Below are 23911 nucleotides of genomic sequence, written 5' to 3'. Positions count from 1 at the left end.
TTTCTTAATGGTACCAGTCTGGCACGGTCGCACGGTTATCATTCTTGATGGCTTCGGCCTGCGCCCGCCGCTGTTGCTGATAGGCACTACGGATGGTGGCGTAAGGATCCAGCGCATCACGTTCCAGCGCATCAAGCTCATCCAGATGCTCAGAACGGGCATGAACCACCCCAAACAGGTTATACGCCCAGTTGAAGCTGACCAACCCGTATCCGCGTGGCACATAGTCCCATGGGGAAAGGCCTTGGTCAATGGCGTAGCCAATGCCATCACGGATAGAAGATGGTCCCATTGGCAGGAACAGATATGGCCCAGCGGGAATGCCCCAGTTGGCCAATGTCATGCCGGCATCGTTATCGTGGTGGGGGAACCCGGCCATTTTGGCCACGTCAATCAAACCGCCTAAGCCCACGGTCATGTTCACGCACCAGCGCACAAACATATCGCCTGCGCGGCGTGGTTTTCCGGCCCCTACATCGTTAAAGAAAACGGAGGGTTCGTTCATGGTTCTGACAAGGTTGCCCAATGAATTACGCACCGGGCGCGGTACAGCCCAGACATAAGCTTTGGCCATGGGGCGCAGGCTCCATTTATCGAACTTCATGGTTAAGTTGAGCATCTTGCGGTTCAACGGTTCGTAGGGGTCGTTCGCCGCCTTGTATTCAGCCAGAGCATCCGGGTCTTTGGGTACGGGTGCCTTGATAGCGCTGCATCCTGCTGTACCCAGCAAAGTGGCGGCTAGGCAGAATGTGCCCAGACGAAAACGGCGCTGTGCCGAGGAACCTTCCCGCGTCTGACTTTTTTTTGCCTGCGCGCGAGGGCGGAGCCTTGAGCCGTTCCGTCCTGAAATCATTGCCACCTTTACCTTTGCTCTGTGACGACCGTCTGGCCCATGCTGCATGCAGGCCAATTGCTGTCGCTTTCTCTACCACGAGAAACCAGCGGCGCAATGGCAGGGCTTACTTGCATAACAAACAGGGGCGTAAAATAGACCTGTGCGCGCGATCTTTGACAGCAGAGTGAGAGATTTTTGTGCAACCTGTTGCCAGAAAGTCGCACTTCCTATCTTGCTTCAAAAAGAAAAGAGAATCCTGAAATCAGAGACCACGATCTCGCTTGATGATATCCCACGCAGCGTTAATGCGTGAAATCTTGACGGATGCGGCTTCAATTTCAACGGCGCTGGCATTCCGGGCCAGAAGAATATCTGGGTGATACTGCCGCACCAGTTTTTTCCATAAAGCACGCAGTTCTTCATTTGAAAGATCAGGCGAGGCCCCCATCACAGCATAGGCATCATCTTCAGCCATGGCTGGAGTGGACCGCCCATGGGCTGCGCGTTCCCAAGCGCCACGACTCAGGCCGAACAAGGCATGCACGCGTTTGAGAAAACGCTCTTCTTCTGGGGCTAGCGGTTCATCTGCGCCCAGATCAGCGCGGGCAATCGTAAACAGAATCCCCATCAGATCTTCCAACGGGCGTTTGTCTGTTGCGTAAACCTGCCCCAATTCGCGCGCAAAGGCCTCGTAATCATCCGTGCGTTGGCGCGCCATATCAAACAGACGGCCAACTTCACGCATATTTTCATCAGGCACGCGAAAACGAGATTTAAAGGCGTTGATTTCACGCCGGTTAACGGGCGCATCGCACTTGGCCAATTTGGCGCTGAGAATAACGCAGGAAAGCCCGTAAAGCTGTTCCTTCTTGCCAAGGGCGGCGGCCAGCTTGGCGGCCACAAAGGTGGCTGCACCATTCGGGTCTGGCCTTGCACGCGCAGCCCATTTATCGCTCCAACCACCTGTGGGGGGCTGAAGAATCGCACCTGTATCTGCTGCGTGGCCCAGTGCTGTGCCAACTGCTGCGCCAACCGGGCCGCCTACGGCAAAACCGGCTACGCCACCAAAAATTTTACCCCAGATCGCCATAACAGCAGTTTATCACGTTCTGGCAGCGTGCCCAAACAACCTGATGCTTTAAAGCAGACACAGCAGTTCTGCGTTGTTCTCAGGTGCAGGGAGTCGTGCTTGTGGCAAGCTGTTGTTTCAGCCATTCCAACGCATAAACCCGCAAGGCAGAGGCCAGTGATTGCTCGGGGGAACGTGCTGCATCCACTTTTGTAACCAGTTGCGGCAGCGTTTGCTTTTGCTGGTTTGCTATATCTTCTAGCACATCCCAAAAAGTGGATTCTAACGCCACGCTGGTATCATGGCCTGCCAGAATCAGGCTGCGTTTGCGTAAATGGCGGCTCAAGCTGCATCTCCCATCAGGCACTGCGTGGCCCAATCTGCGGCTTCCGCCACCACGGTATCTGGGTCTTGCAGCAAACTTTGTGCATAGGGCAGCAATTCCGGGTGGCCAGAATTGCCAATAGCTATCAGCACATTCCGTATAAACCGGTTGCGTCCAATGCGTTTGATGGGAGAGCCAGAAAACATGGTACGGAAAGCGGCATCATCCAGTTGGCTGAGAGTTGCCAGTTCTGGTGCTATTAAATCTGGCCGAGGTTGTAGCTTGATATGGCGGGATATTTGGGCAAAGCGGTTCCATGGGCATACGGCCAGGCAATCATCGCAACCATAAATATGTGTGCCAATGGCTTTACGCAGCGGAGTAGGGATAGGCCCTGCATGTTCAATGGTCAGGTAGGAAATGCACTTGCGTGCATCCATTTGATAAGGTGCAGGAAAAGCTTGTGTGGGGCATGCGTTCAGGCAGCGGGTGCAGCTTCCGCAACTGCCCCCAGAATCGGCAGAGGTTGGCAGTTCCAGCGTGGTGTAAATTTCACCCAGAAAGAGCCAGCTTCCATGTTGGCGGGAAACCAGATTGGTGTGTTTGCCTTGCCAGCCTAGCCCCGCCTGTGCAGCCAAGGGTTTTTCTGCCACGGGGGCTGTATCAACAAACACTTTCACATCTGGGGCTGTATTCAGCATCATGCGGGCTTCACGCACGACAAACTGGGCCAGATGCTTGAGCATCCCCTTAACAATATCGTGATAATCACGGTGGCGCGCATAAACGGAAATATTGCCGCATGTGCGATTCTGCAGCGTGCTTAACGGATTCTCTGCCGGTGCGTAGTTCAGGCCTAACGCAATAACACTGCGGGCTTCGGGCCATAGAGCGATAGGCTGGTTACGTTGCTCTGTTCGGTCTGCCAACCAGCCCATTTCACCATGATACCCTTCGGCCAAAAAATCTTTCAGCCGCGCACGCACTTCTGGCCCCAGATGAGCAGGGCAGAAGCCAATAGCATCAAACCCTAGTTCCAGCGCCTTTATGCGTATTTTTTCCGCCAGTTTTGCCGCTGGTGCAGCAGGTTGTGAGGGATGCGCGGAAGGTGCAGTCATGGAATTACTTATTCAGGGAACGGGCGGAATGGTGGGTTGCGGCATTTCATCTTCCGTCCAATCTTCTGCTGCCCATTCTGCACGCAAAGTGGCGGCCAATGCATCCAGCCGTTTTTCAACAATAGCCTGCCGGATTTCACGCATTAGGCGCTGATAATAGGCAATATTATGCCATGTTAGCAGCATAGGGCCGAGTATTTCATTGGCGCGGAACAAATGGTGCAGATAGGCACGGCTATGGCGTGAACAGGCCAGACAGTTACAGTGCGGAGAAATAGGGCGTGCATCTGTAGCATGGCGTGCATTGCGCAGGTTGAGTGTGCCGCGCTCGGTATAGGCGCGGGCGGTACGGCCTGCGCGGGTGGGCATTACGCAGTCAAACATATCCACGCCGCGTTGCACGCTGCCCAGCAGATCATTAGGTGTGCCTACGCCCATCAGGTAGCGCGGCTTGTCCTGCGGCATGATGGGGGTGGTGGTATCCAGCGTAGCGAACATGAGCTCTTGCCCTTCGCCAACAGCCAAGCCCCCAATGGCGTAGCCTTCAAATCCGATATCGGTGAGCGCTTTTACGCTTTCTGCTCGCAGTTCAGGTTCCGTACCGCCTTGTACAATACCGAACTGCCCATATCCTTCACGCTGCACATAAGCTTGGCGAGAACGCGCGGCCCAGCGCATGGAAAGCCGCATGGAAGCCGCAATGGCTTCTGGCGGTGCGGGCAGGGCAGGGCATTCATCAAAACACATGGTGATGGTGGCATCCAGTGCGTGCTGGATGTCTGTTGAACTTTCAGGCGTGAGCCGATGTTCAGAGCCATCAATATGGGAGCGGAAGGTGACGCCATCCTGATCTAACCGCCGCAGTGCGCCAAGGGACATAACCTGAAAGCCTCCGGAATCTGTTAGAATCGGGCCGGACCAATCCATAAATTTATGGAGGCCGCCCAAGGCGCGTATGCGTTCTGCCCCCGGCCGCAGCATGAGGTGATAGGTATTACCCAGAACAATGCCTGCCCCTGTAGAGCGCACGGCATCCATGGTCATGGCCTTTACCGTGCCAACTGTGCCAACTGGCATAAAGGTAGGGGTGGCCACAGGGCCGTGGGCTGTGTGCAGCATGCCAGCGCGTGCGGCGCCATCTGTGCTTTCACAAGTCCAGTTAAAGCGGGTCATTCTACTGTTCCAAGGTGGTGGGCATGGATGGAGTGGGCGCAGCGCAGCAGGCAGGCATCGCCGTAGGAATAAAAGCGGTAACCACTGGCAACGGCATGGGCATAAATCTGCCGGGCACGTTCTACGCCAGCAAAAGCGGAAACCAACATGAACAGCGTAGAGCGTGGCAGGTGGAAATTGGTGAGCAGCATATCCACAGCGCGGAATTTATAGCCGGGCCGAATGAAAATGGAGGTTGTGCCATCAAACGGATGCACAATACCGTTTTCATCGGTTGCAGTTTCCAGCAGGCGTAGGCTGGTGGTGCCAATGGCAATAATACGCCCGCCAGCCTTACGGGTGGCGTTAATACGTTCTGCCGTTTCCGGGGTAATGATGCCGCGTTCTGAATGCATTTTGTGTTCAGAAATTTCGGCTTCCCGCACAGGCAAAAAGGTGCCTGCGCCCACATGCAAAGTGAGCGTGCAGCGCTGCGCGCCTGTGGCATCTATGGCTTTCAGCAGTGCTGGCGTAAAATGCAGCCCGGCAGTGGGTGCTGCCACGGCACCTTTGTTACGCTCAAAAATGGTGGCGTAATCACTGGTATCTTGCGCTGTTGGCCCTTTCGGACGATGAATATAGGGCGGCAATGCCAATGCGCCTGCTTTTTGCAGGAACGCATCAAAATCATTCCCTTCCGCACTGAACCGAAGGATCGCCCCTCCGCCGGGTTCTAACGCCTGCACGCGGGCTGTATCCTGCACACCGGGGAATGCAATACTATCGCCCACCTTGAGCCTGCGCGCATTGCGCACCAACACATGCCAACTGCCATCTGGCTGAATCTGGTCCAGCGTGATGCCAATTTTGGCTTCTCCGCGCAGACCATGAAGCTGGGCACGAATAACTGCCGTATTGTTTGCAACCAGCAAATCTTCCCGCTTCAAAAGCGAGGGCAGATCACGAATATGCCTATCAGCAAACATGTCGGGCTGTGTGGCATCCAGAAGGCGCGCGGCTTCTCGCGGGCGGGCGGGTTCCTGCGCGATCAGGCTTTCTGGAAGGTGAAAATCAAAATCTTCGGTGCGGTCACTGCTCATGATGGCACCGTTTACGCAATAGGCTGGGCCAAGGCCAGAGGCAAAGGCGCAGTTCTGCAGGTGGCATGCAGCCTGTAGGGGTTGAAGAGCGCGCGCTTAGGGGCCAGATTTCCCTTTCAGTAACGCCGGAGGGTATTCCGGTGCACAGATATTTAAAGGATGACAATTTATGTCTTACGCACTTCTGGATGCAGCACGTGTTGCCAAGGCCGCTGAAGTTTCTTTGGGTGTGCTGAAAACCAGCGATGAAACCACAGAAGCGCATCAGCGTAAGGTTATTATGATTGAACGGATTGAAGCTCTGGCCAAAGCAGCAGCAGAATCCAAAGCAGGCGTTACGCTGACATCCGAAGAATTCTGGTTGATCAGCCGTAACTGGTAACAGCACGGGAGCCGCTCTTATGGCATTTGTTCTTACAAGCCCTGCCTTTGTAAATGGTGATACACTACCACAAGAGCAGGTTTACAACGGCATGGGGCAACATGGGCAGAATCTTTCCCCGGCGTTGGAATGGAAAGATGCACCTGCAGGCACCAAAAGCTTTGTGGTAACGGTATATGACCCAGATGCACCAACCGGTTCGGGCTGGTGGCATTGGGTGGTGGTGAATATTCCCGCTACTATTACAGCACTGCCAACGGGCGCAGGTTCGGCAGGGGATAAGCTGCCAAAAGGTGCCTTGCAAGTGCGCACAGATTTTGGCGTGCCTGGTTATGGTGGGGCTGCCCCTCCGCCGGGGCGCGTGCACCGTTATGTCTTTACGGTTTACGCGTTGGATGTGCCGACGCTGGATGTGCAGGAAGATTCCAGCCCGGCATTGGTTGGTTTCATGGTGAACCACCATAAGTTGGCTTCTGCCAGCCTGACCGCCCTATATGGTGGTGGCTCCCGCGACTAACCTTTGATTTCCCTGAACCGGATAAAAAGGTTCAGGGAAATAGCTGTAGCGATGGTTAAAATGGCCTAGCGTGCATAGGCTTTAAGATCGTTTAAAACATCATCCGGTGTCACAAGCCCTGTTTGCCCATGTTGCGGCATAACCAAAAGGGGTGGACCATCATTTAAGAACCGGATGGAAAGTTGCGCCCAGCGAGACCGGACAAAGCGACGAAAGACTTGAGCCAATGCGCAGCGGTCTATGTCTGTATGGTAAGGATTGTTGGGAGAGCAGACTGTATTCAGATAATCGCTCATAAAGGCGGCAATGGCGGGTACAAGTTCGGCTTCGCCAAAATAGGCCAAAGTCGTGTTCATGCTCCACGGTGTGCCATATCGCTGCTGGCCGTTGTCATCAAACTCGGTCAGGTCAAAGCCATATGTTGCATGGGCTTTCATGTCCCGCAGCAGGCTAACAAAATTGGCAGGGAAATAACCTGCGCAATCTCCTATCAAAACGGGCACCCTAAACTGGGCGGCAATATCGGGTAGGATCAGATAGCGTAATGCGGGTTCCAGCATGGTGGCGTCTGATTTGGTTTCTCCGTGCCCAAAGCTGAGCCGCAATGTTGTGGCATGGTTTTCCAACCATTCTGAAACGGTGGAAAGAAAGGTAAGCTGATCCACAGTTGGGTTTGCAACACCAAGGCAGAGCTGAATTTTGCCAGCAGAACGATCTTCCCGGCATGCATGGATAAGGGAAAGCACAAGCCCCGGAAGCAGATCAAAATGGTGCCCCGTGCAGGCAAAGGCCAAGCAGGTGGAAGGCTGTTCTTCTGGCATGCTGAAGTGCCATTGCCAGTTTGCCACACCCGTTACATCCGGTATGGCGCGGCTGGCCAAGCGTCCACATTCCTGCGTGCTTAGCCATGAAAACACACCTTGATCATACAGGGCTGGGGTCATGTTATCCTGCAAGGCCAGTTTGCGGGCAATGGCGTAATGTTCATCTGCTTCGGCCTGTAGGCCAGCCAACCAGCTTGTGTGGCCTAAGCCCAGTTCTTCCCACCAACTCAGGCCATTTAACCGGGCTTCCGCCGTTAGCAGGCGCAAGCGGTTTTCTGTGTTCGGTTGTTGGAAGGCCCGTTCAAACAGAGAGCTATAGATGCGCCGGATATCCGGGCCATTTTGGGATGAAAGGCGCATAGGCACCAGCAGTGCATCAAAAGGCGTTTCAAAAGGCGGAAGGCCAACACTGTTTAAAGTGCTAGGTGCCAGCAAAAGAGCGCTTTCTCCTGCCTTTTGGCGTGCCACTAATGGAGCAAGCAGTGTGCCCAGATCCCGATCAGGATACCGGGTGGTAAGGGCCTGCTCCATTAACGTGGCAGCGCTATCGTAATTTTTTGTGCGCAAGGCCAGAATGGCGGCCATCCATTGCAGTTCAGGGCGTGTATCGTGCTGGCGGGCGATGGTTAAAAAGCCATCTGCCAGTTCCCATTGCCCAAAAAGTGCACCCAAACGTGCCAATTGCACGCATGTGCTTGTATCACGCGGGGTAACACTTAAGCGCAAAATCTGTTCGCGCAGATCATCCAATGTGGCCCACGGCGTTGTGGCAGGGCGCAATGTGTTTGTTTGCAGAAGATGCAGCACATCTTCCATTAACCCAGACAAAACGTGGGAAGGGCACAGAGTAAAGGTGACCTTTTCTGGTGCGGCTTCGCTCCACAGCGTTATGGTGTCTTTTGTGCGATCGGCCTGCAGTTGTTCCGCTGGCCATTTGTGGCCACCCAATTGTAAATGATGTTCTGCACAGGTGGCACGGCCAACAAAGCGTGTGCCCTGATACCATTCCTGTTCCGTAAGATCGCGCAGGATGGAAAGCAACTCGGGTGGTAGAAGTAGAAAGTGCTCCCACGTGGCGCAAAGCGGCACAACGTCGAACACATTTTGGTCTCTGCTAGAAAGATAGCCTTTGCCTGCCCGGATAGACACAAGCGGGCGGCCAGCAAAATTTTCGACTGCTTCTGCTTTGGCAAACATTCCACCGGGATTTAATGCCCCAGACTGCTCATCCAACGTGGCGGGGGTTGTACCACGCATAAGGGATTGCGCAAAGGATGCCGGATGCAGGCGTAAGCCTGTATACCCCGCCAGTGCACCATGCCAGGAGAGAAGATAGAACGGCATGGGCTGATCCTATAAAACGATCGGATAGGTGGGAATTATACAGGCAAATTGCACGGCTTGTTATGCCACGGCATCCAACAGAGCGGGAAGATACTGCTCTAGCTTGATGCGCACCGGCATGAGGTAGGCTTTGCCTTTTTCCTGCGCCAGTTCTTTAAGCACCGTTTGTGCAAACTGGATATTGGCTTCCAGCGTAGGAGAAAAATCACGGGGGAAAACAATGTGATTTGTTGTTTCCCAATAAGAGCGTGATTTGGGGCCAATAACGGGGGAAAGCCCCCAGAACACGCATTCGCCCTGCATCCATTCCCGGCACAGGTCAAACAGCTTCAGGTCAAATACAGGCTGCGTGAAAAAACCAATAGCTCCAGCTTCTTTCTTGCGGGCCACGTCTTCCAGTTCTTTCCACGGGGCGCGGCGGTAAGGGTCAAACGCCGCATAGACTTTGAGATGCGGCGCTTCACGCCGGTAGCGGCGGATAATACTTTCCGTGCTGTTGGGGTAGGTGCGGTGGCTGAGATCTGCCGGAGGATCACCATGCACAACCAGAATTTCTTCCAATCCCGGTTGATCTGCTCCGGGGAGAGGCGCATCCGGCGCAATATCTATGGCCCGGATGTGCGGAATAACGTTTCCGAACTGAGGACGCACAAGTGCCGCAGCATCCCAACTGCGGAGGGGAAAGCGCATTAGGTCAGGAATGTTCAGCGTATCTGCTGCGGGAAAATGGGCTTTAACCGTAGCCACATCTGCAGCCAGAGCTTCAGCAGAACGCGGAATTAGCTCAACCGAAAGGCGGGAAAGGCTCATTCCGCATTCCCCTCAAGCTGTAATTTAGCTGCGGTTAGTGTGTTTTTCAGCAGGCAGGCAATGGTCACCGGGCCAACGCCACCGGGCACCGGCGTAATGCGGCCCGCTACTTTAACAGCTTCATCAAACGCAACGTCACCCACAAGACGGGTTTTACCATCATCGGTTTTGATACGGGTAATGCCAACGTCAATCACGGTGGCGCCGAGTTTAATCCAGTCCCCACGCACCAGTTCACGGCAACCGGTGGCCACCACCAGAATATCGGCTTGGCGCGCAAGTGCCGCCGTATCGCGCGTATGGATATGCGCGATAGAAACCGTGCAGCCTTCTGCCAGCAGCAACAGGGCCATGGGTTTGCCCACAAGGTTGGAGGCCCCAATAATCACGGCGTGCTGGCCTTTCATATCCCCCAACTGGTCACGCAGCAGTAGCAGGCAACCCAGTGGCGTGCAGGGGATGAGCGAGGGCAGGCCCACAGCCAGACGGCCAGCGTTAATTTCACCCAGACCATCCACATCCTTTTCAGGCAGAATGGCGTTGGTTACGCGGCGTCCATCCAGCCCGTTGGGCAAGGGAAGCTGCACGAGAATGCCGTGAATTTCGGGGTCTTTGTTCAGGCGGTCTATCAGCGCCAGAAGTTCAGCTTCCGATGTGTTTTCGGGCAGCATGTGCATGAAGGAGCGCATGCCGGCATGATGGGTCTGCACAGCCTTGTTGCGTACATACACTTCGCTGGCAGGGTCATTCCCAACCAGAATAACGGCCAGACCGGGCGTTACGCCATGTTTCTCGTGAAACGCCAGGACATCCTCACGGATATGCTGGCGCATTTTGGCGGCAAAGCCTTTGCCATCAATCAGAGAAGCCTGATGATCGGAGGGAAGGGATGATGAAGGTGCGTTGGTCATGGAGCTGCCAGTTGATCATGCAGAAGCGTGTGGAGTTTCAAGCTGGGGCATACGCAAAAAAACGCCAAACGACAACGTTTTCACCCATATATGCCCGGTATGTATAAGAAATTTCAGGTCATGTTTCACCCTGCCGATAGGGAGAAAGCACGTTAAGGGCTTCGGCTTCCGCCAATATGGCGGGGCGTTCTGCCTGAAGGAAAGCCCCGACACCGTTGCGGAGTGAGGGGTTTTCTAGCCAATGGGCAGAATGTGTGAGGGCAGGCAAATAGCCACGCTGGATTTTATGTTCACCCTGCGCTCCGGCTTCTACCCGTTTGAGGCCGTGGGCAATGGCAAAATCTATGGCACGGTAATAGCACAGCTCAAAATGCAGGAACGGCCAGTTGCCAACACAACCCCAGTTACGACCATACAATGTATCGCCTCCCAAAAGGTTTAGGGCTGCGGCAACGGGTGTGCCCTCATGTCGTGCTGTCATCAGCACAACACGGTCTTGCAAACGTTCAGAAAGCAGCGGGAAAAAATCGGGCGTCAGGTAGGCATTGCCCCACTTTTTATCAATTGTGTTCTGGTAAAACGTATAAGAGGCTTGCCAGTCTTCCGGCGTAATGTCTGATCCGCGCAGGGTATGAAAGCTCAGGCCAGCGGCATTGGCATCACGCCGCTCACGTCGGATGGCTTTGCGCTTGCGTGATGAAAGTGTTTCCAGAAAATCATCAAAACAGGCGTAATTCTGATTGTGCCAGTGATACTGTAAGCCAAGGCGCGGGAGCCATCCTCGCTCCGCCAGAACATTACTTTCCCGCTCGGTGCAGAATGTCACATGGGCGGAGGAAAGCCCTGTATCATGGCAGATCTGGCGCAGGGCATCGGCCATAACTGCTTGGGTTTCCGCTGGTGCATCGGGGCGCGTTAAAAGGCGCGGGCCAGGTGCTGGGGTAAAGGGGACGGCAATTTGCAGTTTGGGGTAATAGCGCCCACCAGCGGCCTCAAACGCACGTGCCCACCCTTGGTCGAACACATACTCGCCCCATGAATGGCCTTTAATATAGGCAGGGCACGTAGCGGCCAGTTGCCCATCAGGTGCGTGCAGGCTGACATGCTGTGGCAGCCAGCCTGTTTCTCGGCGTACGGAATCGCTGTCTTCTAATGCAGAAAGAAAGGCATGACTGACAAATGGGTTGTCCACCCCTGCACAGGCATCCCACTCCGTTGCCGGAATGGCATGGATACTGTCGTGCAGAGATACGGACCAGTCAGGCATGTCTGTCTTTCCTGCAAACTCAGCCGATTTCGAACAACCCTTCTACTTCTACCGGTGCATCCAGCGGCAGGGAAGGTACGCCAACGGTGGAGCGCGCATGGCGTCCGGCATCACCAAATACAGCCACGGCCAGATCAGATGCACCATTCATGGCAGCTGCGTGCGAAGTGAATTCTGGTGTGCAGGCAATAAAGCCACCCAACCGCACCACGCGCTTCACGCGGGAAAGGTCGCCCACCGCGGCGCGTACCTGTGCGATCACATTGATCATGCTGTAACGCGCAGCCTCAACCGCTGTTTCAACAGAAACGGCATCTCCCAGCTTGCCGGTCGCAAACAGTTTGCCATCTTTAAGGGGCAACTGGCCGGAAACCACCAAAAGAGAGCCAGTTTGAACGCAGGCTACGTAGTTAGCAACAGGTGCGGCAGGTGTAGGAAGTTCGATACCAAGTTCAGCCAGACGGGATTCAGGAGTGCTCATCACGCTGTATTCCTTGTGTTAAAAAGCTGGGCAAGAAGCAGAAACTTGCCTCTTGCCCAGCAGAATGGACCGTATGCCTTTAGCAGACAAGCCGCAGATTACGGCGCTTGCGCCCAGTGGGCGGCGTATCATCTGCTTCTGGCAGATCCAGCGGCAGAAGTGGGTCTGGGTCAGATTGTGTATCTTGGTGCGGGCCATCTGGCAGTCGCTCACCCAGATACGTGTCTGATAAGGCGCGGAAGGCGTAGTCCAACATGGATGTGGCGTAGGATGCAACCGGGTCTCCCTCCACCGTGCCAGCCGGGCCAAAGCAAGTATAGGCAAAGTTTTCTACAAAGGCTTCCAGTGGGGCACCGTATTGCAAGCCAATGCTAACAGCTTCACCCAAGCTTTCCATCAGCCCGCGTACCATGCCGCTTTCCCGCGTGGGGGTAAGGGCTAGTTCACCCAGCGTGCCATCTTCATATTCCCCCGTGCGCAGGAATAGGCGATGGCCACCAATGGTGGTTTTTTGCGTAAAGCCACCATGCCGTGGGGGCAAAGTGCGGCGTATGCCACGTTCCAGCTTATTGCGAATTGGCTGGTTCTGCACTTCTGGCCGTGCGGGCATGCGGTCCACAAAACCAGTCAGGGCACGATACATGGCTAAATGTGCATTAGGGCCGGGCTGAGGTAGAACAGTTTCACCTGCCAGCGCGGCAGCTAAAGCAGTTTCAACCGTAAAGCCACGTGCTTCCAACCGCAGCAAGGCGCTTCTGGAAAGTTTGCCATCCGACCGCAGCATGGAAAAAGCCGGGGCCAGCCCACAAGCTTCCACACCCAAAAGCCCGTCTATCGGGTTGGAGGAAGAAAAGCCGGTTTCAATCGGAGCTAACGGCGTTTCTGTCTCCACTGCCGCTTCGTTCCAGACAGCACGCAGGGTTTCCCCCAATCCGGGCAGAACGGTGCGCACAGGTGGCAGCGGGAGAGATTCCGGCCCCCGGCCAGCATGTGCGGTTAGTGTGGCCAAGGCAGCTATGGCGCACGCGGCGGCGCGGCCATCTTCGCTATCGTAATCCAGCCCAACGCCAGCAAGGCAGGCATCCAGATTGGTGAGCAGAATATCACCAGCCAATGGGGTAGGGGCAAGTGTATCGGCTGGCGCAGCGGGGGCTGCTTCTGTTTGTTCTGGTGCAAATAAATCTGGCAGCGGCAGTTCCCCATTGCGCTGGCTGGCCAGTGTGCTGGCGGCATGGCGCAATACGGAACAGATCAGCCGCAGAGCCGCAACAAATGTGCGCGCAGCAAGCCCTTCACCGGGGGAAACAAAAGCCGCCAGATTAACTATAAAGCCCGGCGGGCGGTCAAAACGGCAATGCCATACGGCCTCTGTTGGGGCAGCCTGCCGCGTAAGCAGCATCCACACCAAAGATCGGGCCGTGGCATCATCTGGTGCCAGCGCATCAATCCAGCGGGAGGCAAGGCTGGGCAGATCCAGCGCTTCATCTCCTGGTACAAGCTGGGCCAATGCCGTTGCGGCATCTGTATCCCATTCTGCGGGCAGCGTAACGGAGCGAAGGGGAGCGTCCGGGTCTGCTGCGGCCTCTAGCGTGCTCATCAGCACGCCATTCCAGTGGCGTCTGGCTGTTGCGTTCATGCGGGCAGTTTATCGTTTCCGCCTATCGCGTCGGAACCCGGAATCGTGCCGCCAAAAGGCTGTTAACACTCTGCATAATGAGGATATGGGGGATAACTTTTTGTGAAGTTGCGTTTCCTGCCCGAATACCGCGTGCTCGAGCGCAGTTGATCGGCAGTGCGTGCATATTTCATAGACCGGGCGTGGTGCGGAGTCCTATCATCCACAACATGGCAAACTTTGGAACATGGCTGCATACGCGCCGGAAGGGGCGGCTGGTTGGCAAGGATGCCGATGGCCGCTGCTATTACGAATCAACAGGTCCGGCCCGTCAGGGTGGTGGGGTGGAACGCCCCGAACGCTGGGTGATTTACCTGAAAGGGGAAGATCCTTCTGCCGTACCACCAGAATGGTGGGGATGGCTGCACCACACGCTGGATGCCCCTATTCCGGCAGAAGAACGCAAGCCTTGGCAGCTTCCGCATCAGCCCAATATGACAGGCACGGTACAAGCTTACAGGCCGCCGGGAAGTCTGTATTCCACGGGCCAGCACCCACCTGCGACGGGAGATTACGAGGCATGGACACCTGATGCGTGATCTGCCGCGCATTTCCTGCTAAACCGAACAGGCAATACAGGGAGTGCGATGCGGCTTATGGCTTCAGCAATGGCAGAAAAATCTCGGCGTAGTCTTACAGAACTGCTTACTGGCACTTTTGTGTTGGTGGCTATTAGCGGCATGCTGGTGGCTGCTGTAGTGGGCGAAGGCCGCAAAACAGACACAACCGGTTACCAGCTTAATGCAGATTTCACGCACATAGATGGGCTGGATATTGGCTCTGATGTGCGGCTGGCAGGCGTGACAGTTGGGCAGGTGGTGCGTGAGACCGTAGATCCACACACCTTTAAGGCGCATGTGACCTTTACTGTGCGGCCTGATATTCATCTTTCAGATGATACAGCAGCCATTATCACCAGTGATAGTTTGCTGGGCGGCAAGTATATTGCCCTCTCTCCGGGTGGGGATGACAAAACCCTTAAACCCGGTGGAACAGTTGGGCAGACACAGGGTTCCATCAGTTTGGAACAGTTGCTCAGCAAATTCATTTTCTCGGTTACGGATACCCTCACACGTGCCAACAAGGCAGCACCTACAAATGGTGGTGGCACAGGCGGGAATGATCTGCCCTGAAACAGACATAAAAATCCGTTAATTTAAGATTGAAGCCGGGAAACAACAGCATGGAAAAGCCACGCTTCTGGCCGCAGGATGATGGAAACCCCATAACCTGCCATGAAAAACTGCGTGTTTTGGAAGAAAACTGGCAGGAAGTGCAGGATATTATGCGCGATGCGTTTGAGGATGCCATGCTGATGGGGGTGAGTGAACAGTTTATGCGGGCGCGTTTGAAAGATATGGTTGATAGTCTCGCCTCTCCTAAAAACGGAGGGCAAGCAGCATGAAGCGCGCACTGTATCAAGCCGTGGCTTGTGGGGCTATTTTGGCCGGAGTGCCTGTGCTTGCGCAGGCCGCAGGTACTGCTTTGGCGCCCCCGGCAGTGTATGCGCCAGATACGTGGCAAGGTAAAAATACGGCCGTTGTGCGGGTGCTGGACAGATTAGATGCCCATGTAGAGGTGCTCTCAGTTCCGATAGGCACAACAGCACATTATAAAAGTCTGGATATTACCCCCTCACGTTGTTTGCAACGCCCGCCCACACTTTCGCCCGATGCTGCTGCATGGTTAGCCTTACAGGATAAACATCCTAACGGAGCCACTTTTCAGGGCTGGATGTTAGCGGCGGAGCCTGCATTGGGCGTGTTTGAAAGCCCGGTTTACGATGTGCGGATGGTGCGGTGCGAGGGCACAGATACAGACCCTATGCTTCCCCCATTACCTAAACCTGTGGCACCTGCTGCACCGCCCGCATCTGGTTCAGACACGGCACCAGCACCTACAGGGGATACGTCATCTTCTAGCCATGCGGGCAGCCCGGATATTCCCGATGCCATACCAGACAAGCAAGAAACCGGTGGCGTTTATTAGCGTTGGGTAAGGAACCGTTTCAGTTTTGTGCCGGTTCCGCGCGGCAGGTCTGTAAGATCGGTGGTTGTCGAAGCAGGGGGTGTTCGGCAACGTGTTAAAATACAGTGGTCTGGCTGCAAGTGCCTAGCAGTCTTGTTATCAGGTTATCAGGGCCGGCCATCACAACAAGAATTGAGGTGCAAACGTGCTAGGTTCTCTCGGTGCGCAGGATTTCCGTTTTCATCTACCCCCGTTGAACGAAACTGCCTTTCTGCTCGATTTTGACGGTACTCTGGTTGATATTGCTCCCACGCCAGAATCTGTTGTGGTACCAAATGGGCTTCTTGATAGCCTGCGCCACTTGCGTGAAGCATGTGGAGATGCCTTGGCTGTTGTTTCTGGCCGCCCCATTGATCAGATAGATCATTTTTTGGGTGACGTGCCTTTTGCCGTTGCTGGTGAGCACGGGGTAGCTATTCGGCATCGTCCCGGTGGCCCGATTGAACGCGCGGCATTGCCCTCTTTGCCGCTTGAATGGCTGGCTCAGGCGCGGGATTTGTTGGCAACATTGCCGGGTACACGGTTGGAGCACAAAGAAGGTGGGTTTGTCCTGCATTACCGTGCCGCACCAGAAGCCGCAGAAACGTTGCGTCAGGCAGCTAGCGAATGGGTTCAGCAATCTAAAGGGACATTTTTGCTTCTGCCCGCCAAAATGGCCTGGGAAATACGCCCCGCCGGAATTGATAAAGGCTATGCGGTCTCCTTGTTAATGGAAAGTCCTCCCTTTACCGGCAGAAAGCCCGTATTTGTAGGGGATGACGTAACGGATGAAGATGCCATAGCTGCCGTGCGCAGAATGGGGGGCGTGGGGCTACGTATTCCATCTGATTTCCCAACCCCTTCTATTTTTCGGGCTTGGTTGGGATCCCTTACAGGCGGGAGCCGGTAAGGGATGGGGCGCCTTGTTATTGTTTCCAATCGCGTTCCGGCTGTGCGCGATCGTGCTCAACCCGCCGGAGGGCTGGCTGTTGCCCTGCGAGATGCCGTGCAAGGGCAAGAATGCCTCTGGTTTGGGTGGTCTGGCCAACAAATTCCAGATGATGAAGGGGAAGATCGGCGCGTAAGCATAGACACGGTGGATAACGTAACCTACGCCACCGTAGATCTGACAAAATCAGAATATAATGGATTTTACGAAGGATATTCCAACGGAATCCTCTGGCCTCTCTGCCATTATCGCGCCGGGTTAATGAATTATAGTCGGCAGGACAGGCATACATATCATGCCGTAAACCTCATGTTTGCGCAGAAGCTTGCCCCGCTGCTGAAACCTGATGATCTAATATGGGTGCATGATTATCACCTGTTCCCGCTTGGGTTGGCGCTGCGTGAACTGGGTATAAAGTGCCGTATTGGGTTTTTCCTGCATATTCCGTTCCCACCATGGAGCCTGATGCGGGCTTTGCCGGACGCGGAAAAGCTGATGCGAGCTTTGCGTGCCTATGATGTGATGGGTGTGCAGACGGAAGATGATGCGCGAAATGTCAACGAAGGCTTTTCCGTTGTTGGTGTGCCAGCACAAGCCCGCGTGTTCCCGATCGGAATAGACCCAGAAAGTTTTCAGCAGCAGGCCACTTCCGGATTAGATAACCTAGAGGTGCAGAAGCTTGAAAAAAGCCTGAGGGGCCTACCGTTGATTATCGGTGTGGACCGTATGGATTACTCCAAAGGCTTGCCGGAGCGCTTTCGGGCCTATGAAGTGTTCTTGCGTAAATATCCAGAATATCGCGGTAAGGTTATTTATCTGCAGATTACCCCGGTTTCTCGTGGCAGTGTGCCAGAATACAAAGTGCTGCGGGAAGAACTGGACGGTGTGGTTGGCCATATTAACGGCACATATGGAGATTTTGACTGGGTTCCTATCCGTTACCTTACGCACCCCGTACCGCGTGAACTATTGGCACCATTTTTCCGCCTTTCCCGCGCAGCGTTGGTAACACCCTTGCGGGATGGCATGAATCTGGTTGCCAAGGAATACGTAGCAGCTCAGGATGAGGAAGATCCCGGCGTACTTATTCTTTCCCGCTTTGCTGGTGCTGCGCCAGAAATGGAAGATGCGCTTTTGGTGAACCCGCATGATGCAGATGAAGTGGCGGATGCCTTGCATAAATCACTCAGCATGTCTCTCTCTGAAAGACAGGCACGGTGGAAGCGGCTGAAGCCAGATGTCTGGCGTGTTACGGCTGGCAGTTGGGCACGTTCCTTTATTATGGCGTTGGCAGAGGTGCGGTCTGAATGAGGGGGAGCCACGCATCTCGCCCCTTGGCAATATTTTTGGCAGGGGCGGCGCTATTGGCGCTGGGGGTGGTGTGGTACACCCAACATGTCTTGCAAATTATGCCATGTGAATTGTGCCTGTGGGAACGCTGGCCGTGGCGCTTGCTGCTTGGCACAGCCATTGTGGCCGCTGTGTTGCCAGATAAGGTGGCACGGCAGCTTTTGTGGTTAGCGGTGCCTTTTATGGTGGCAGATATTGGGCTTTCTATTTGCCATGTAGGGGTAGAGTGGCAATGGTGGCCAAGCCCGCTGCCGGCATGCCATGCACCCCATATATCTGGCCACACAATGGCGGAACGCCTTGCTTCTATGCCTTTGCTGCCTTCCAAACCCTGTGATGCAGCCACTTATCTGGTGCCGGGTGTTCCGGTTTCTATGGCGGCAATGGGCGGCCTGTATGCCGTTGCCGTGTTGTGGGTGTTTATGGTTTGGCGCAAAAAGCTGGAACGTGTGACGCGCCGTATTTTCCATTAACTGTCATATTTTGAGTGTTAGGTTTTTATTGTTGAAGGCGCGCTAACTTCATTGCCGTATTGTAGCGGTTGAAGCACCGCGTATAAATCTTATACTGTGTGCCTGAATGAAATGTCAGGATCTCTCTATGTCTTTAAGTGGCGATATTAAAAAAATCGATTGGAGCGTATTTGACGCAACATGGTACGCAGAAAAATATGGAGATGTTCTGAAATTTCTGGGTATTGAAGGCGCAGAAGCATTAGAAGAATTTTATCGGGAAAAAGGGCCAGCGTTACGCCATTCACCCAACCCGTATTTTGATGAAGATTGGTATCTGCGGCGTTATCCGGCGGTTGCCGACGCTGTGGGGAAAGGCGAATGGCAATCTGGGTTCGACCATTATTGCCGAGCAGGATTTTCTTCCCACAATCCTCATTGGCTTTTTGATCGTGAATTTTATTTCAAGCAGCATGCAACACTTCAGCCCGCAGCGTTAGAAGAGGCGGGGTTCCGAAATCTCTATGATCACTATCTGAATGTAGGTGATGAACAGTTTTTGACGGGATCATGGTTTTTTAACGCAACAGCGTACCTTAAAAGCGGCCTTGCGCGTATTGAAGGTTTGGGCGCATTTGCCCAATGCGTACGAAACTTAAAGCCTGAGCAGGGGTATGGTCAGCGTCTGTCTTGGTATTTTGATCCTGAATGGTATCTGGAAACCTATCCGCATGTCAGAAAGGAACTGGATTCAGGGCGTTGGCTCTCGGCTTTGCACCATTATCTGTCTAATTCCACACCAACAGATTACAACCCGAATGCCTATTTCTCTGAAGAGTTTTATGGCAGCGTTAATCATGATGTAAGTGGTGCAGTTGAAAGCGGAAACTTCCGTAATTTTTATGAACATTTTCTGCGCTATGGTGTGCATGAACTGCGCAAACCAAGCGCTAATGTTGATCTTGAATCCTACTACCGTAATGCCGTTGTGCAAAAGGAAGTTACCCGTGGTGATTTCCCAGATGCGTTTGCACATTATATTGCCCATAATGGTAGGTTAGAAGATGATGTGGAAGGGCTGAAGGAAAGTGAAGCTCTTTCCAAAAAGCTCTATCATGAAATGTGCCAGATCCGATTGCCTGTTCTTTTAAATCAGACGCTAGATTTTACATACGATGTGCCAGATTTAAGCGTTATTATTGTAGCACATAATCTGTTTGCCATGACCATGAGCGCATTGGCTTCGTTACGTGCCAACTATAATGGGCAAATGCAGGTTATTGTGGTGGATTCCGGTTCTACCGATGGTGTGCGCCATATTGAACGTTATGTGCGCGGACTGGATGTTGTGCGTTTTCCCGGTAATGTTGGTTTCCTGTTGGGATGTAATGCTGCATTGGAAAAAGTGCGTGGTCCATTCACGCTTTATCTGAACAACGATACAGAGCTGATGCCAGAAGCCATTGGCAATGCTGTGGCACGTTTACGGCATGAAATAAAAATTGGGGCTGTTGGCGCCAAACTTATACGCACGAATGGCTTGTTGCAGGAAGCGGGCAGTATTGTCTGGCGCGATGGATCAGTGTGCGGTTATCTGCGTGACCAGCGCCCTGATGTGCCAGAAGCCAATTTTGTAAGATCTGTAGATTATTGCGCTGGTGCATTCCTGATGGTGCGCACGCCTCTGCTACGCACATTGGGGGGCTTTGATACAGATTATGCCCCTGCGTATTTTGAAGAAACAGATCTGTGCCTGCGCATTCATGAAGCTGGGTTTGATGTGGTGTACGATCCCTCTGTGGTTGTGGTGCATTATGAGTATGGTACATCCAGTTTCATGAGTGGCGCATCCATGATAGCGCGCAATCAGGATGTGTTCCGCCGTAAGCATACGGCATATTTGCGCCAGAAAAGCCTGAACAACCCAAGAATGCTGACAAAGGCCCGTTTTAGCAAGCAGGATCAGAAGCGCGTTTTATTTATTGAAGACAGGTTGCCCTATCGGTTTTTGGGGTCTGGCTTTACCCGTTCAAACGATATTGTGCGCAGCATGATTGCTGCCGGATGTCAGGTAACGGTGTACCCGGTATTTAGGCCAACGGAATCTCAGGAAGATATCTGCATGGCTTTTCCGGATCGGGCAGAGGTGATGTGGGATCGAGAACTGCCAGAACTGGAAGATTTTATTAAATCTCGCGCTGGCTATTATGATGCTATCTGGATTGCACGCACGCATAATGCAGACCGTCTGGCCCCTGTGCTGATGGATTGTGCTGATGCTCTAACAGGTACGATGGTGATTATAGATACCGAAGCTGTATCTGCACCGCGCGAACATAGTAAAATGGAATTGCGCGGGCAAACGCCAGAAAAAACGGTGGATGATCTTCTGAAGCACGAATTCAGACATCTGTTCATGGCTGAAAAAATTATTGCAGTAAACAGTAAGGATTCGAAAATACTTAATTCACATGGCTTTTCGAATGTTCATGTTCTTGGCCATTTGCAAAATGCTTCAACGTGGTCTCCCGGGTGGGAAGATCGTCGAAATCTTCTCTTTCTGGGGGCCATGCACGATCAGGATTCACCAAATGTGGATTCTCTTGCATGGTTTAGTGGAGAAGTGCTGCCATTACTGGATGGTCGTTTGCCAGAAGACGTTAAGTTTACAGTGTGTGGCTATATAAACCCGCGTGTTGATCTGACACCGCTTATCAACAACCCACGTGTTGTGGTGACAGGGCGGGTAGAGGACGTAACGCCTGTTTACAACAGCCACCGGGTGTTTGTGGCACCAACCCGGTATGCGGGTGGTATCCCCTATAAGCTCCATGAAGCCGCAGCGCACGGAATCCCTGTTGTGGCCACGGATATCTTGTGTGAGCAGGTTGGATGGGAACCGGGTGAAGATATGCTGTGCGCCAGTATCTCAGACGCACAGGGTTTTGCAGATGCCATTGTCCGGCTGTATGAAGACAAGCAGCTATGGGAAAAAGTGCATGCACATGAACTCAAGCGGATTTCTACAGAAAACACGCAAGAGAATTATGTGAAAACAATAAAGGATATTTTAGAAATTCTCTAAAATAATACCAGCACGTCAGACAAGGTACGTGGGGTCTTCCATTTTCAGAGTCTGACGTGCCAGACTATGCAGCCGTGCGCTGGCACGCGCACCTAATGCACAGATTTCTTGGTAGGAAAACCAGCGAGCTTCCAAGGCATCATCACCAGCTTGCACGGGGTTTTGGGTGTGTTCTTGTTCCTCACACCTTACGGCAAGAATGATGTAATGGAATTCCAGCTTTCCATTGCTATCATAATGCAAGCTGTCAAATGCATCTATTACAGAAATTCCTTTTGCTGGTAAGGATGTTTCTTCTAAAAGTTCGCGCGCTGCAGCATGAAAAATGGTTTCCCCCGGTTCAATCCGTCCTCCCGGAAAACCCCATAGTCCGGCATCTGGTGCATTGGCACGGCGGACAAGCAGAAAATTATTTTGTCTTCGCACAATAGCAAGAACACCGGAACGAGGAAGGCAGGAATGGCATGATGTTTTCATGATCGAGAAGTGTAGAAGGTCATGAATGCTGGTCAACCCTTATCTGCGCAAAAGGGGTTTGGCCATTTTTCTCTTTGCCCAAATGTAGAAAATGCGTGTTAAATACAGCTATAACCGTGCGGATGTTGCGTACGGAAAATACAAATCAGCTATCAAGGAGCGCATCTTATGTCGGCAGATACAATTGCCATTCCGGGTATAGCCAAGCCTGCGTCCCGCATTGCGCTAGGTACATGGGCCATTGGTGGTTCCATGTGGGGGGGTGCAGATGATGCAAACGCCAGCAAGACGATAGATGAAGCTCTGGAGCTTGGTATCAACATGATTGATACAGCACCAGTCTATGGATTTGGGCATTCTGAAGAAGTTATTGGCAAGGCTCTGGAAGGCCGGCGTGGCCGTGTTATTCTGGCCACCAAGGTTGGGCTGAACTGGCAGGACGGCAAGGTTTTTAGGGATAGCCGACCTGCACGGATTGAAGAAGAAGTTGAAAAATCTCTAAGCCGCCTACGTACAGATTATATTGATCTGTATCAGGTTCATTGGCCCGATACACGCACACCGTTTGAAGAAACAGCTCGCGCTTTAGAAAATCTGGTAAAAAGCGGCAAGGTAAAAGCCTTGGGGTTGAGCAACTTCTCGCCTGCGCAGATGGATGAATTCCGTAAGTTTGCTCCTGTTTCTGCCGTGCAGCCGCCATACAACCTGTTTGAGCGCGAAATTGAGCGCGATGTGCTGCCATATGCAGAAAAAAATAATCTGGTGGTGTTGGCTTATGGCCCGTTGTGCCGTGGTTTGCTTTCTGGCCGCATGACGGCAGACCGGAAGTTTGAAGGGGATGATCTGCGTAAAACAGATCCCAAATTCCAGCAGCCGCGTTTTGGCCAGTATCTGCAGGCGGTGGAAGATCTTAAAGCCATTGCCAATAAGTACGGTAAAAGCATGTTGGCACTGGCTATTCGCTGGGTGCTGGATCGTGGCCCAACTATTGCGCTGTGGGGCGCACGCAAGCCAGAGCAGATTGCAGGCGTGGATGATGCCTTTGGCTGGAAGCTGGATGCAGAAGACATGAAAGCCATTGATGCCATTTTGGCCAAGGATATCAAAGATCCGGTAGGGCCAGAGTTTATGGCTCCGCCATTGCGGGCGTAATCTGGCGTAACAGGCACAGGGCTGGCTTATCCAGCCCTGTTCTTCCCGCAAGGCTGGCGGTGGCCCATACGCATTGACTCAGATGCGGCTTTTTTCGCACTCTGTTAAGTTATGAAAGAGCCGCATCCCCCTTATCAGACTGAGCCTGAGCAGGCGACAGTCTGTATGTTTCCGCTTCAGCAGGTGTTGGGGCGTGCAGAGGCTGCGGAATATTTGGGTATTCCTGCCCGAAGGCTCAGATTCCTTGAAATGTTGGGCTGTGGGCCCAAAGCTGTTTCCCACCGCGCAGGGGCTATCCAGTTTCGTAAGGAAGATCTGGACATTTATAGCGCCGAGCAGTTTAGCCGTGCCGGATTAGGAGCGGATGCACTTTCCCGCTATCGGAGTATGCGGGCGCTGGCTGATTATAAAGGGCTTGATCCGTTTATGGATATGGCCAGCCGGGATGAGCTTTCTCAGGCATGCACCTATATTGGTGGGCGTGTTGGTATTGGGCTGGGGCTGGTTGTGATTGTTCTTTCTCATACACCGCTTTCCCGCATTCTGTTTCATGTGGTGCGTTAGGGCTGTTTTGTCGCGGTCTGTACCTTTCATATCTTGCGTAAGGGGCTGTGGCAGCCCATGTTTGG

The 23911-nt window shown here is 53.4% G+C and carries 25 protein-coding genes; 12 read left to right on the top strand and 13 right to left on the bottom strand.

The window, feature by feature from the left end; translation table 11 throughout:
* Positions 1-4: 4 nt before the first annotated feature.
* From A4S02_RS11465 to queA, 6 genes are all read right to left on the bottom strand, one after another.
* Positions 5-853 carry an MlaA family lipoprotein gene (locus tag A4S02_RS11465; protein WP_070324256.1) on the bottom strand — a complete coding sequence of 283 codons (849 nt, stop codon included), beginning with the start codon at positions 851-853 and terminating at the stop codon, positions 5-7.
* A 244-nt stretch (positions 854-1097) separates the two neighbouring features.
* Positions 1098-1925 (bottom strand): TerB family tellurite resistance protein, encoded by an 828-nt coding sequence (locus A4S02_RS11460; RefSeq protein WP_070323852.1) that lies wholly within the window; start codon positions 1923-1925, stop codon positions 1098-1100.
* Between the two features lie 79 nt (positions 1926-2004).
* The gene (locus tag A4S02_RS11455; protein WP_019088840.1) at positions 2005-2250 is read right to left on the bottom strand and encodes a ribbon-helix-helix domain-containing protein; all 246 of its coding nucleotides are present in this window, start codon (positions 2248-2250) and stop codon (positions 2005-2007) included.
* Positions 2247-3347: a tRNA epoxyqueuosine(34) reductase QueG gene (gene queG / locus A4S02_RS11450; protein ID WP_070323851.1), complete on the bottom strand. Its 1101-nt coding sequence runs from the start codon at positions 3345-3347 to the stop codon at positions 2247-2249. Before queG ends, A4S02_RS11455 begins: the two co-directional genes overlap by 4 nt.
* Positions 3348-3359: 12 nt before the next feature.
* Entirely contained in the window at positions 3360-4520 is a 1161-nt protein-coding gene (tgt, locus tag A4S02_RS11445) for a tRNA guanosine(34) transglycosylase Tgt (RefSeq protein ID WP_070323850.1), read from the bottom strand.
* Positions 4517-5599: a tRNA preQ1(34) S-adenosylmethionine ribosyltransferase-isomerase QueA gene (gene queA, locus A4S02_RS11440; protein ID WP_019088837.1), complete on the bottom strand. Its 1083-nt coding sequence runs from the start codon at positions 5597-5599 to the stop codon at positions 4517-4519. Before queA ends, tgt begins: the two co-directional genes overlap by 4 nt.
* Positions 5600-5768: 169 nt before the next feature.
* Between queA and A4S02_RS11435 the strand changes: the two genes are divergently transcribed.
* Together A4S02_RS11435 and A4S02_RS11430 are read left to right on the top strand one after the other, a co-directional pair.
* The gene (locus A4S02_RS11435) at positions 5769-5981 is read left to right on the top strand and encodes a hypothetical protein (protein ID WP_003624836.1); all 213 of its coding nucleotides are present in this window, start codon (positions 5769-5771) and stop codon (positions 5979-5981) included.
* A gap of 19 nt (positions 5982-6000) precedes the next feature.
* Complete coding sequence (locus tag A4S02_RS11430) at positions 6001-6498, top strand: kinase inhibitor (RefSeq protein WP_019088836.1); 498 nt, start codon at positions 6001-6003, stop codon at positions 6496-6498.
* A gap of 65 nt (positions 6499-6563) precedes the next feature.
* Here the strand turns inward: A4S02_RS11430 and A4S02_RS11425 are convergent, their stop codons facing one another.
* The 6 genes from A4S02_RS11425 to A4S02_RS11400 form a co-directional block, all read right to left on the bottom strand.
* Positions 6564-8666 (bottom strand): hypothetical protein, encoded by a 2103-nt coding sequence (locus A4S02_RS11425; RefSeq protein WP_070323849.1) that lies wholly within the window; start codon positions 8664-8666, stop codon positions 6564-6566.
* Positions 8667-8726: 60 nt separating this feature from the next.
* The gene (locus A4S02_RS11420) at positions 8727-9476 is read right to left on the bottom strand and encodes a methylenetetrahydrofolate reductase (protein WP_019088834.1); all 750 of its coding nucleotides are present in this window, start codon (positions 9474-9476) and stop codon (positions 8727-8729) included.
* The gene (locus A4S02_RS11415; RefSeq protein WP_070323848.1) at positions 9473-10387 is read right to left on the bottom strand and encodes a bifunctional methylenetetrahydrofolate dehydrogenase/methenyltetrahydrofolate cyclohydrolase; all 915 of its coding nucleotides are present in this window, start codon (positions 10385-10387) and stop codon (positions 9473-9475) included. The genes A4S02_RS11420 and A4S02_RS11415 overlap by 4 nt, the downstream gene beginning before the upstream one ends.
* 118 nt (positions 10388-10505) lie before the next feature.
* Positions 10506-11654 (bottom strand): GNAT family N-acetyltransferase, encoded by a 1149-nt coding sequence (locus A4S02_RS11410; RefSeq protein ID WP_070323847.1) that lies wholly within the window; start codon positions 11652-11654, stop codon positions 10506-10508.
* A 19-nt stretch (positions 11655-11673) separates the two neighbouring features.
* Positions 11674-12138, bottom strand: a complete 465-nt coding sequence (locus tag A4S02_RS11405) for a RidA family protein (RefSeq protein ID WP_003624824.1) — start codon at positions 12136-12138, stop codon at positions 11674-11676.
* A gap of 76 nt (positions 12139-12214) precedes the next feature.
* Complete coding sequence (locus A4S02_RS11400) at positions 12215-13771, bottom strand: TSCPD domain-containing protein (protein ID WP_070323846.1); 1557 nt, start codon at positions 13769-13771, stop codon at positions 12215-12217.
* Between the two features lie 209 nt (positions 13772-13980).
* Between A4S02_RS11400 and A4S02_RS11395 the strand changes: the two genes are divergently transcribed.
* The 8 genes from A4S02_RS11395 (at position 13981) to A4S02_RS11360 (ending at position 21653) form a co-directional block, all read left to right on the top strand.
* Positions 13981-14349, top strand: a complete 369-nt coding sequence (locus A4S02_RS11395; RefSeq protein WP_019088830.1) for an NADH:ubiquinone oxidoreductase subunit NDUFA12 — start codon at positions 13981-13983, stop codon at positions 14347-14349.
* Between the two features lie 48 nt (positions 14350-14397).
* Positions 14398-14943 carry an outer membrane lipid asymmetry maintenance protein MlaD gene (gene mlaD, locus A4S02_RS11390; protein WP_070323845.1) on the top strand — a complete coding sequence of 182 codons (546 nt, stop codon included), beginning with the start codon at positions 14398-14400 and terminating at the stop codon, positions 14941-14943.
* Positions 14944-14993: 50 nt separating this feature from the next.
* Entirely contained in the window at positions 14994-15215 is a 222-nt protein-coding gene (locus A4S02_RS11385) for a hypothetical protein (RefSeq protein ID WP_019088828.1), read from the top strand.
* On the top strand, positions 15212-15799 hold the full coding sequence (locus A4S02_RS11380) for a DUF2155 domain-containing protein (protein ID WP_070323844.1): 588 nt from the start codon (positions 15212-15214) through the stop codon (positions 15797-15799). Before A4S02_RS11385 ends, A4S02_RS11380 begins: the two co-directional genes overlap by 4 nt.
* A gap of 184 nt (positions 15800-15983) precedes the next feature.
* The gene (gene otsB / locus A4S02_RS11375) at positions 15984-16727 is read left to right on the top strand and encodes a trehalose-phosphatase (RefSeq protein WP_019088826.1); all 744 of its coding nucleotides are present in this window, start codon (positions 15984-15986) and stop codon (positions 16725-16727) included.
* Between the two features lie 3 nt (positions 16728-16730).
* A complete protein-coding gene (locus tag A4S02_RS11370; protein ID WP_070323843.1) occupies positions 16731-18077 on the top strand; it encodes an alpha,alpha-trehalose-phosphate synthase (UDP-forming) in 1347 nt (448 codons plus the stop codon).
* The gene (locus A4S02_RS11365) at positions 18074-18589 is read left to right on the top strand and encodes a disulfide bond formation protein B (protein WP_019088824.1); all 516 of its coding nucleotides are present in this window, start codon (positions 18074-18076) and stop codon (positions 18587-18589) included. Before A4S02_RS11370 ends, A4S02_RS11365 begins: the two co-directional genes overlap by 4 nt.
* A 106-nt stretch (positions 18590-18695) precedes the next feature.
* Entirely contained in the window at positions 18696-21653 is a 2958-nt protein-coding gene (locus A4S02_RS11360; protein WP_070323842.1) for a glycosyltransferase, read from the top strand.
* A 15-nt stretch (positions 21654-21668) separates the two neighbouring features.
* Here the strand turns inward: A4S02_RS11360 and A4S02_RS11355 are convergent, their stop codons facing one another.
* Positions 21669-22166, bottom strand: a complete 498-nt coding sequence (locus tag A4S02_RS11355) for an NUDIX hydrolase (RefSeq protein WP_019088822.1) — start codon at positions 22164-22166, stop codon at positions 21669-21671.
* 132 nt (positions 22167-22298) lie between these two features.
* On the opposite strand from A4S02_RS11355, the gene A4S02_RS11350 reads away from it, so the two are divergent.
* Together A4S02_RS11350 and A4S02_RS11345 are read left to right on the top strand one after the other, a co-directional pair.
* Positions 22299-23282 carry an aldo/keto reductase gene (locus A4S02_RS11350; protein ID WP_003624799.1) on the top strand — a complete coding sequence of 328 codons (984 nt, stop codon included), beginning with the start codon at positions 22299-22301 and terminating at the stop codon, positions 23280-23282.
* 111 nt (positions 23283-23393) lie between these two features.
* Positions 23394-23846, top strand: a complete 453-nt coding sequence (locus tag A4S02_RS11345) for a hypothetical protein (protein ID WP_070323841.1) — start codon at positions 23394-23396, stop codon at positions 23844-23846.
* Positions 23847-23911: the final 65 nt, after the last annotated feature.

It is taken from the genome of Acetobacter ascendens (assembly GCF_001766235.1).
In the GTDB taxonomy this organism is placed as follows: domain Bacteria; phylum Pseudomonadota; class Alphaproteobacteria; order Acetobacterales; family Acetobacteraceae; genus Acetobacter; species Acetobacter ascendens.
The sequence above is the reverse complement of the archived record's forward strand: the minus strand, read 5'-3'. Positions and strand labels throughout refer to the sequence as shown.

Excerpts from the sequence above, each read along its gene's own strand:
- A4S02_RS11380 (WP_070323844.1), top strand. The coding sequence starts at position 15,212 with ATGAAGCGCGCACTGTATCAAGCCGTGGCTTGTGGGGCTATTTTGGCC.
- A4S02_RS11370 (WP_070323843.1), top strand. The coding sequence starts at position 16,731 with ATGGGGCGCCTTGTTATTGTTTCCAATCGCGTTCCGGCTGTGCGCGAT.
- A4S02_RS11410 (WP_070323847.1), bottom strand. The coding sequence starts at position 11,654 with ATGCCTGACTGGTCCGTATCTCTGCACGACAGTATCCATGCCATTCCG.
- A4S02_RS11420 (WP_019088834.1), bottom strand. The coding sequence starts at position 9,476 with ATGAGCCTTTCCCGCCTTTCGGTTGAGCTAATTCCGCGTTCTGCTGAA.
- mlaD (WP_070323845.1), top strand. The coding sequence starts at position 14,398 with ATGCGGCTTATGGCTTCAGCAATGGCAGAAAAATCTCGGCGTAGTCTT.
- A4S02_RS11365 (WP_019088824.1), top strand. The coding sequence starts at position 18,074 with ATGAGGGGGAGCCACGCATCTCGCCCCTTGGCAATATTTTTGGCAGGG.
- queG (WP_070323851.1), bottom strand. The coding sequence starts at position 3,347 with ATGACTGCACCTTCCGCGCATCCCTCACAACCTGCTGCACCAGCGGCA.
- queA (WP_019088837.1), bottom strand. The coding sequence starts at position 5,599 with ATGAGCAGTGACCGCACCGAAGATTTTGATTTTCACCTTCCAGAAAGC.
- A4S02_RS11425 (WP_070323849.1), bottom strand. The coding sequence starts at position 8,666 with ATGCCGTTCTATCTTCTCTCCTGGCATGGTGCACTGGCGGGGTATACA.
- A4S02_RS11395 (WP_019088830.1), top strand. The coding sequence starts at position 13,981 with ATGGCAAACTTTGGAACATGGCTGCATACGCGCCGGAAGGGGCGGCTG.
- A4S02_RS11430 (WP_019088836.1), top strand. The coding sequence starts at position 6,001 with ATGGCATTTGTTCTTACAAGCCCTGCCTTTGTAAATGGTGATACACTA.
- A4S02_RS11360 (WP_070323842.1), top strand. The coding sequence starts at position 18,696 with ATGAAATGTCAGGATCTCTCTATGTCTTTAAGTGGCGATATTAAAAAA.
- A4S02_RS11460 (WP_070323852.1), bottom strand. The coding sequence starts at position 1,925 with ATGGCGATCTGGGGTAAAATTTTTGGTGGCGTAGCCGGTTTTGCCGTA.
- A4S02_RS11350 (WP_003624799.1), top strand. The coding sequence starts at position 22,299 with ATGTCGGCAGATACAATTGCCATTCCGGGTATAGCCAAGCCTGCGTCC.
- A4S02_RS11345 (WP_070323841.1), top strand. The coding sequence starts at position 23,394 with ATGAAAGAGCCGCATCCCCCTTATCAGACTGAGCCTGAGCAGGCGACA.
- A4S02_RS11385 (WP_019088828.1), top strand. The coding sequence starts at position 14,994 with ATGGAAAAGCCACGCTTCTGGCCGCAGGATGATGGAAACCCCATAACC.
- A4S02_RS11415 (WP_070323848.1), bottom strand. The coding sequence starts at position 10,387 with ATGACCAACGCACCTTCATCATCCCTTCCCTCCGATCATCAGGCTTCT.
- A4S02_RS11400 (WP_070323846.1), bottom strand. The coding sequence starts at position 13,771 with ATGAACGCAACAGCCAGACGCCACTGGAATGGCGTGCTGATGAGCACG.
- A4S02_RS11465 (WP_070324256.1), bottom strand. The coding sequence starts at position 853 with ATGATTTCAGGACGGAACGGCTCAAGGCTCCGCCCTCGCGCGCAGGCA.
- tgt (WP_070323850.1), bottom strand. The coding sequence starts at position 4,520 with ATGACCCGCTTTAACTGGACTTGTGAAAGCACAGATGGCGCCGCACGC.
- A4S02_RS11435 (WP_003624836.1), top strand. The coding sequence starts at position 5,769 with ATGTCTTACGCACTTCTGGATGCAGCACGTGTTGCCAAGGCCGCTGAA.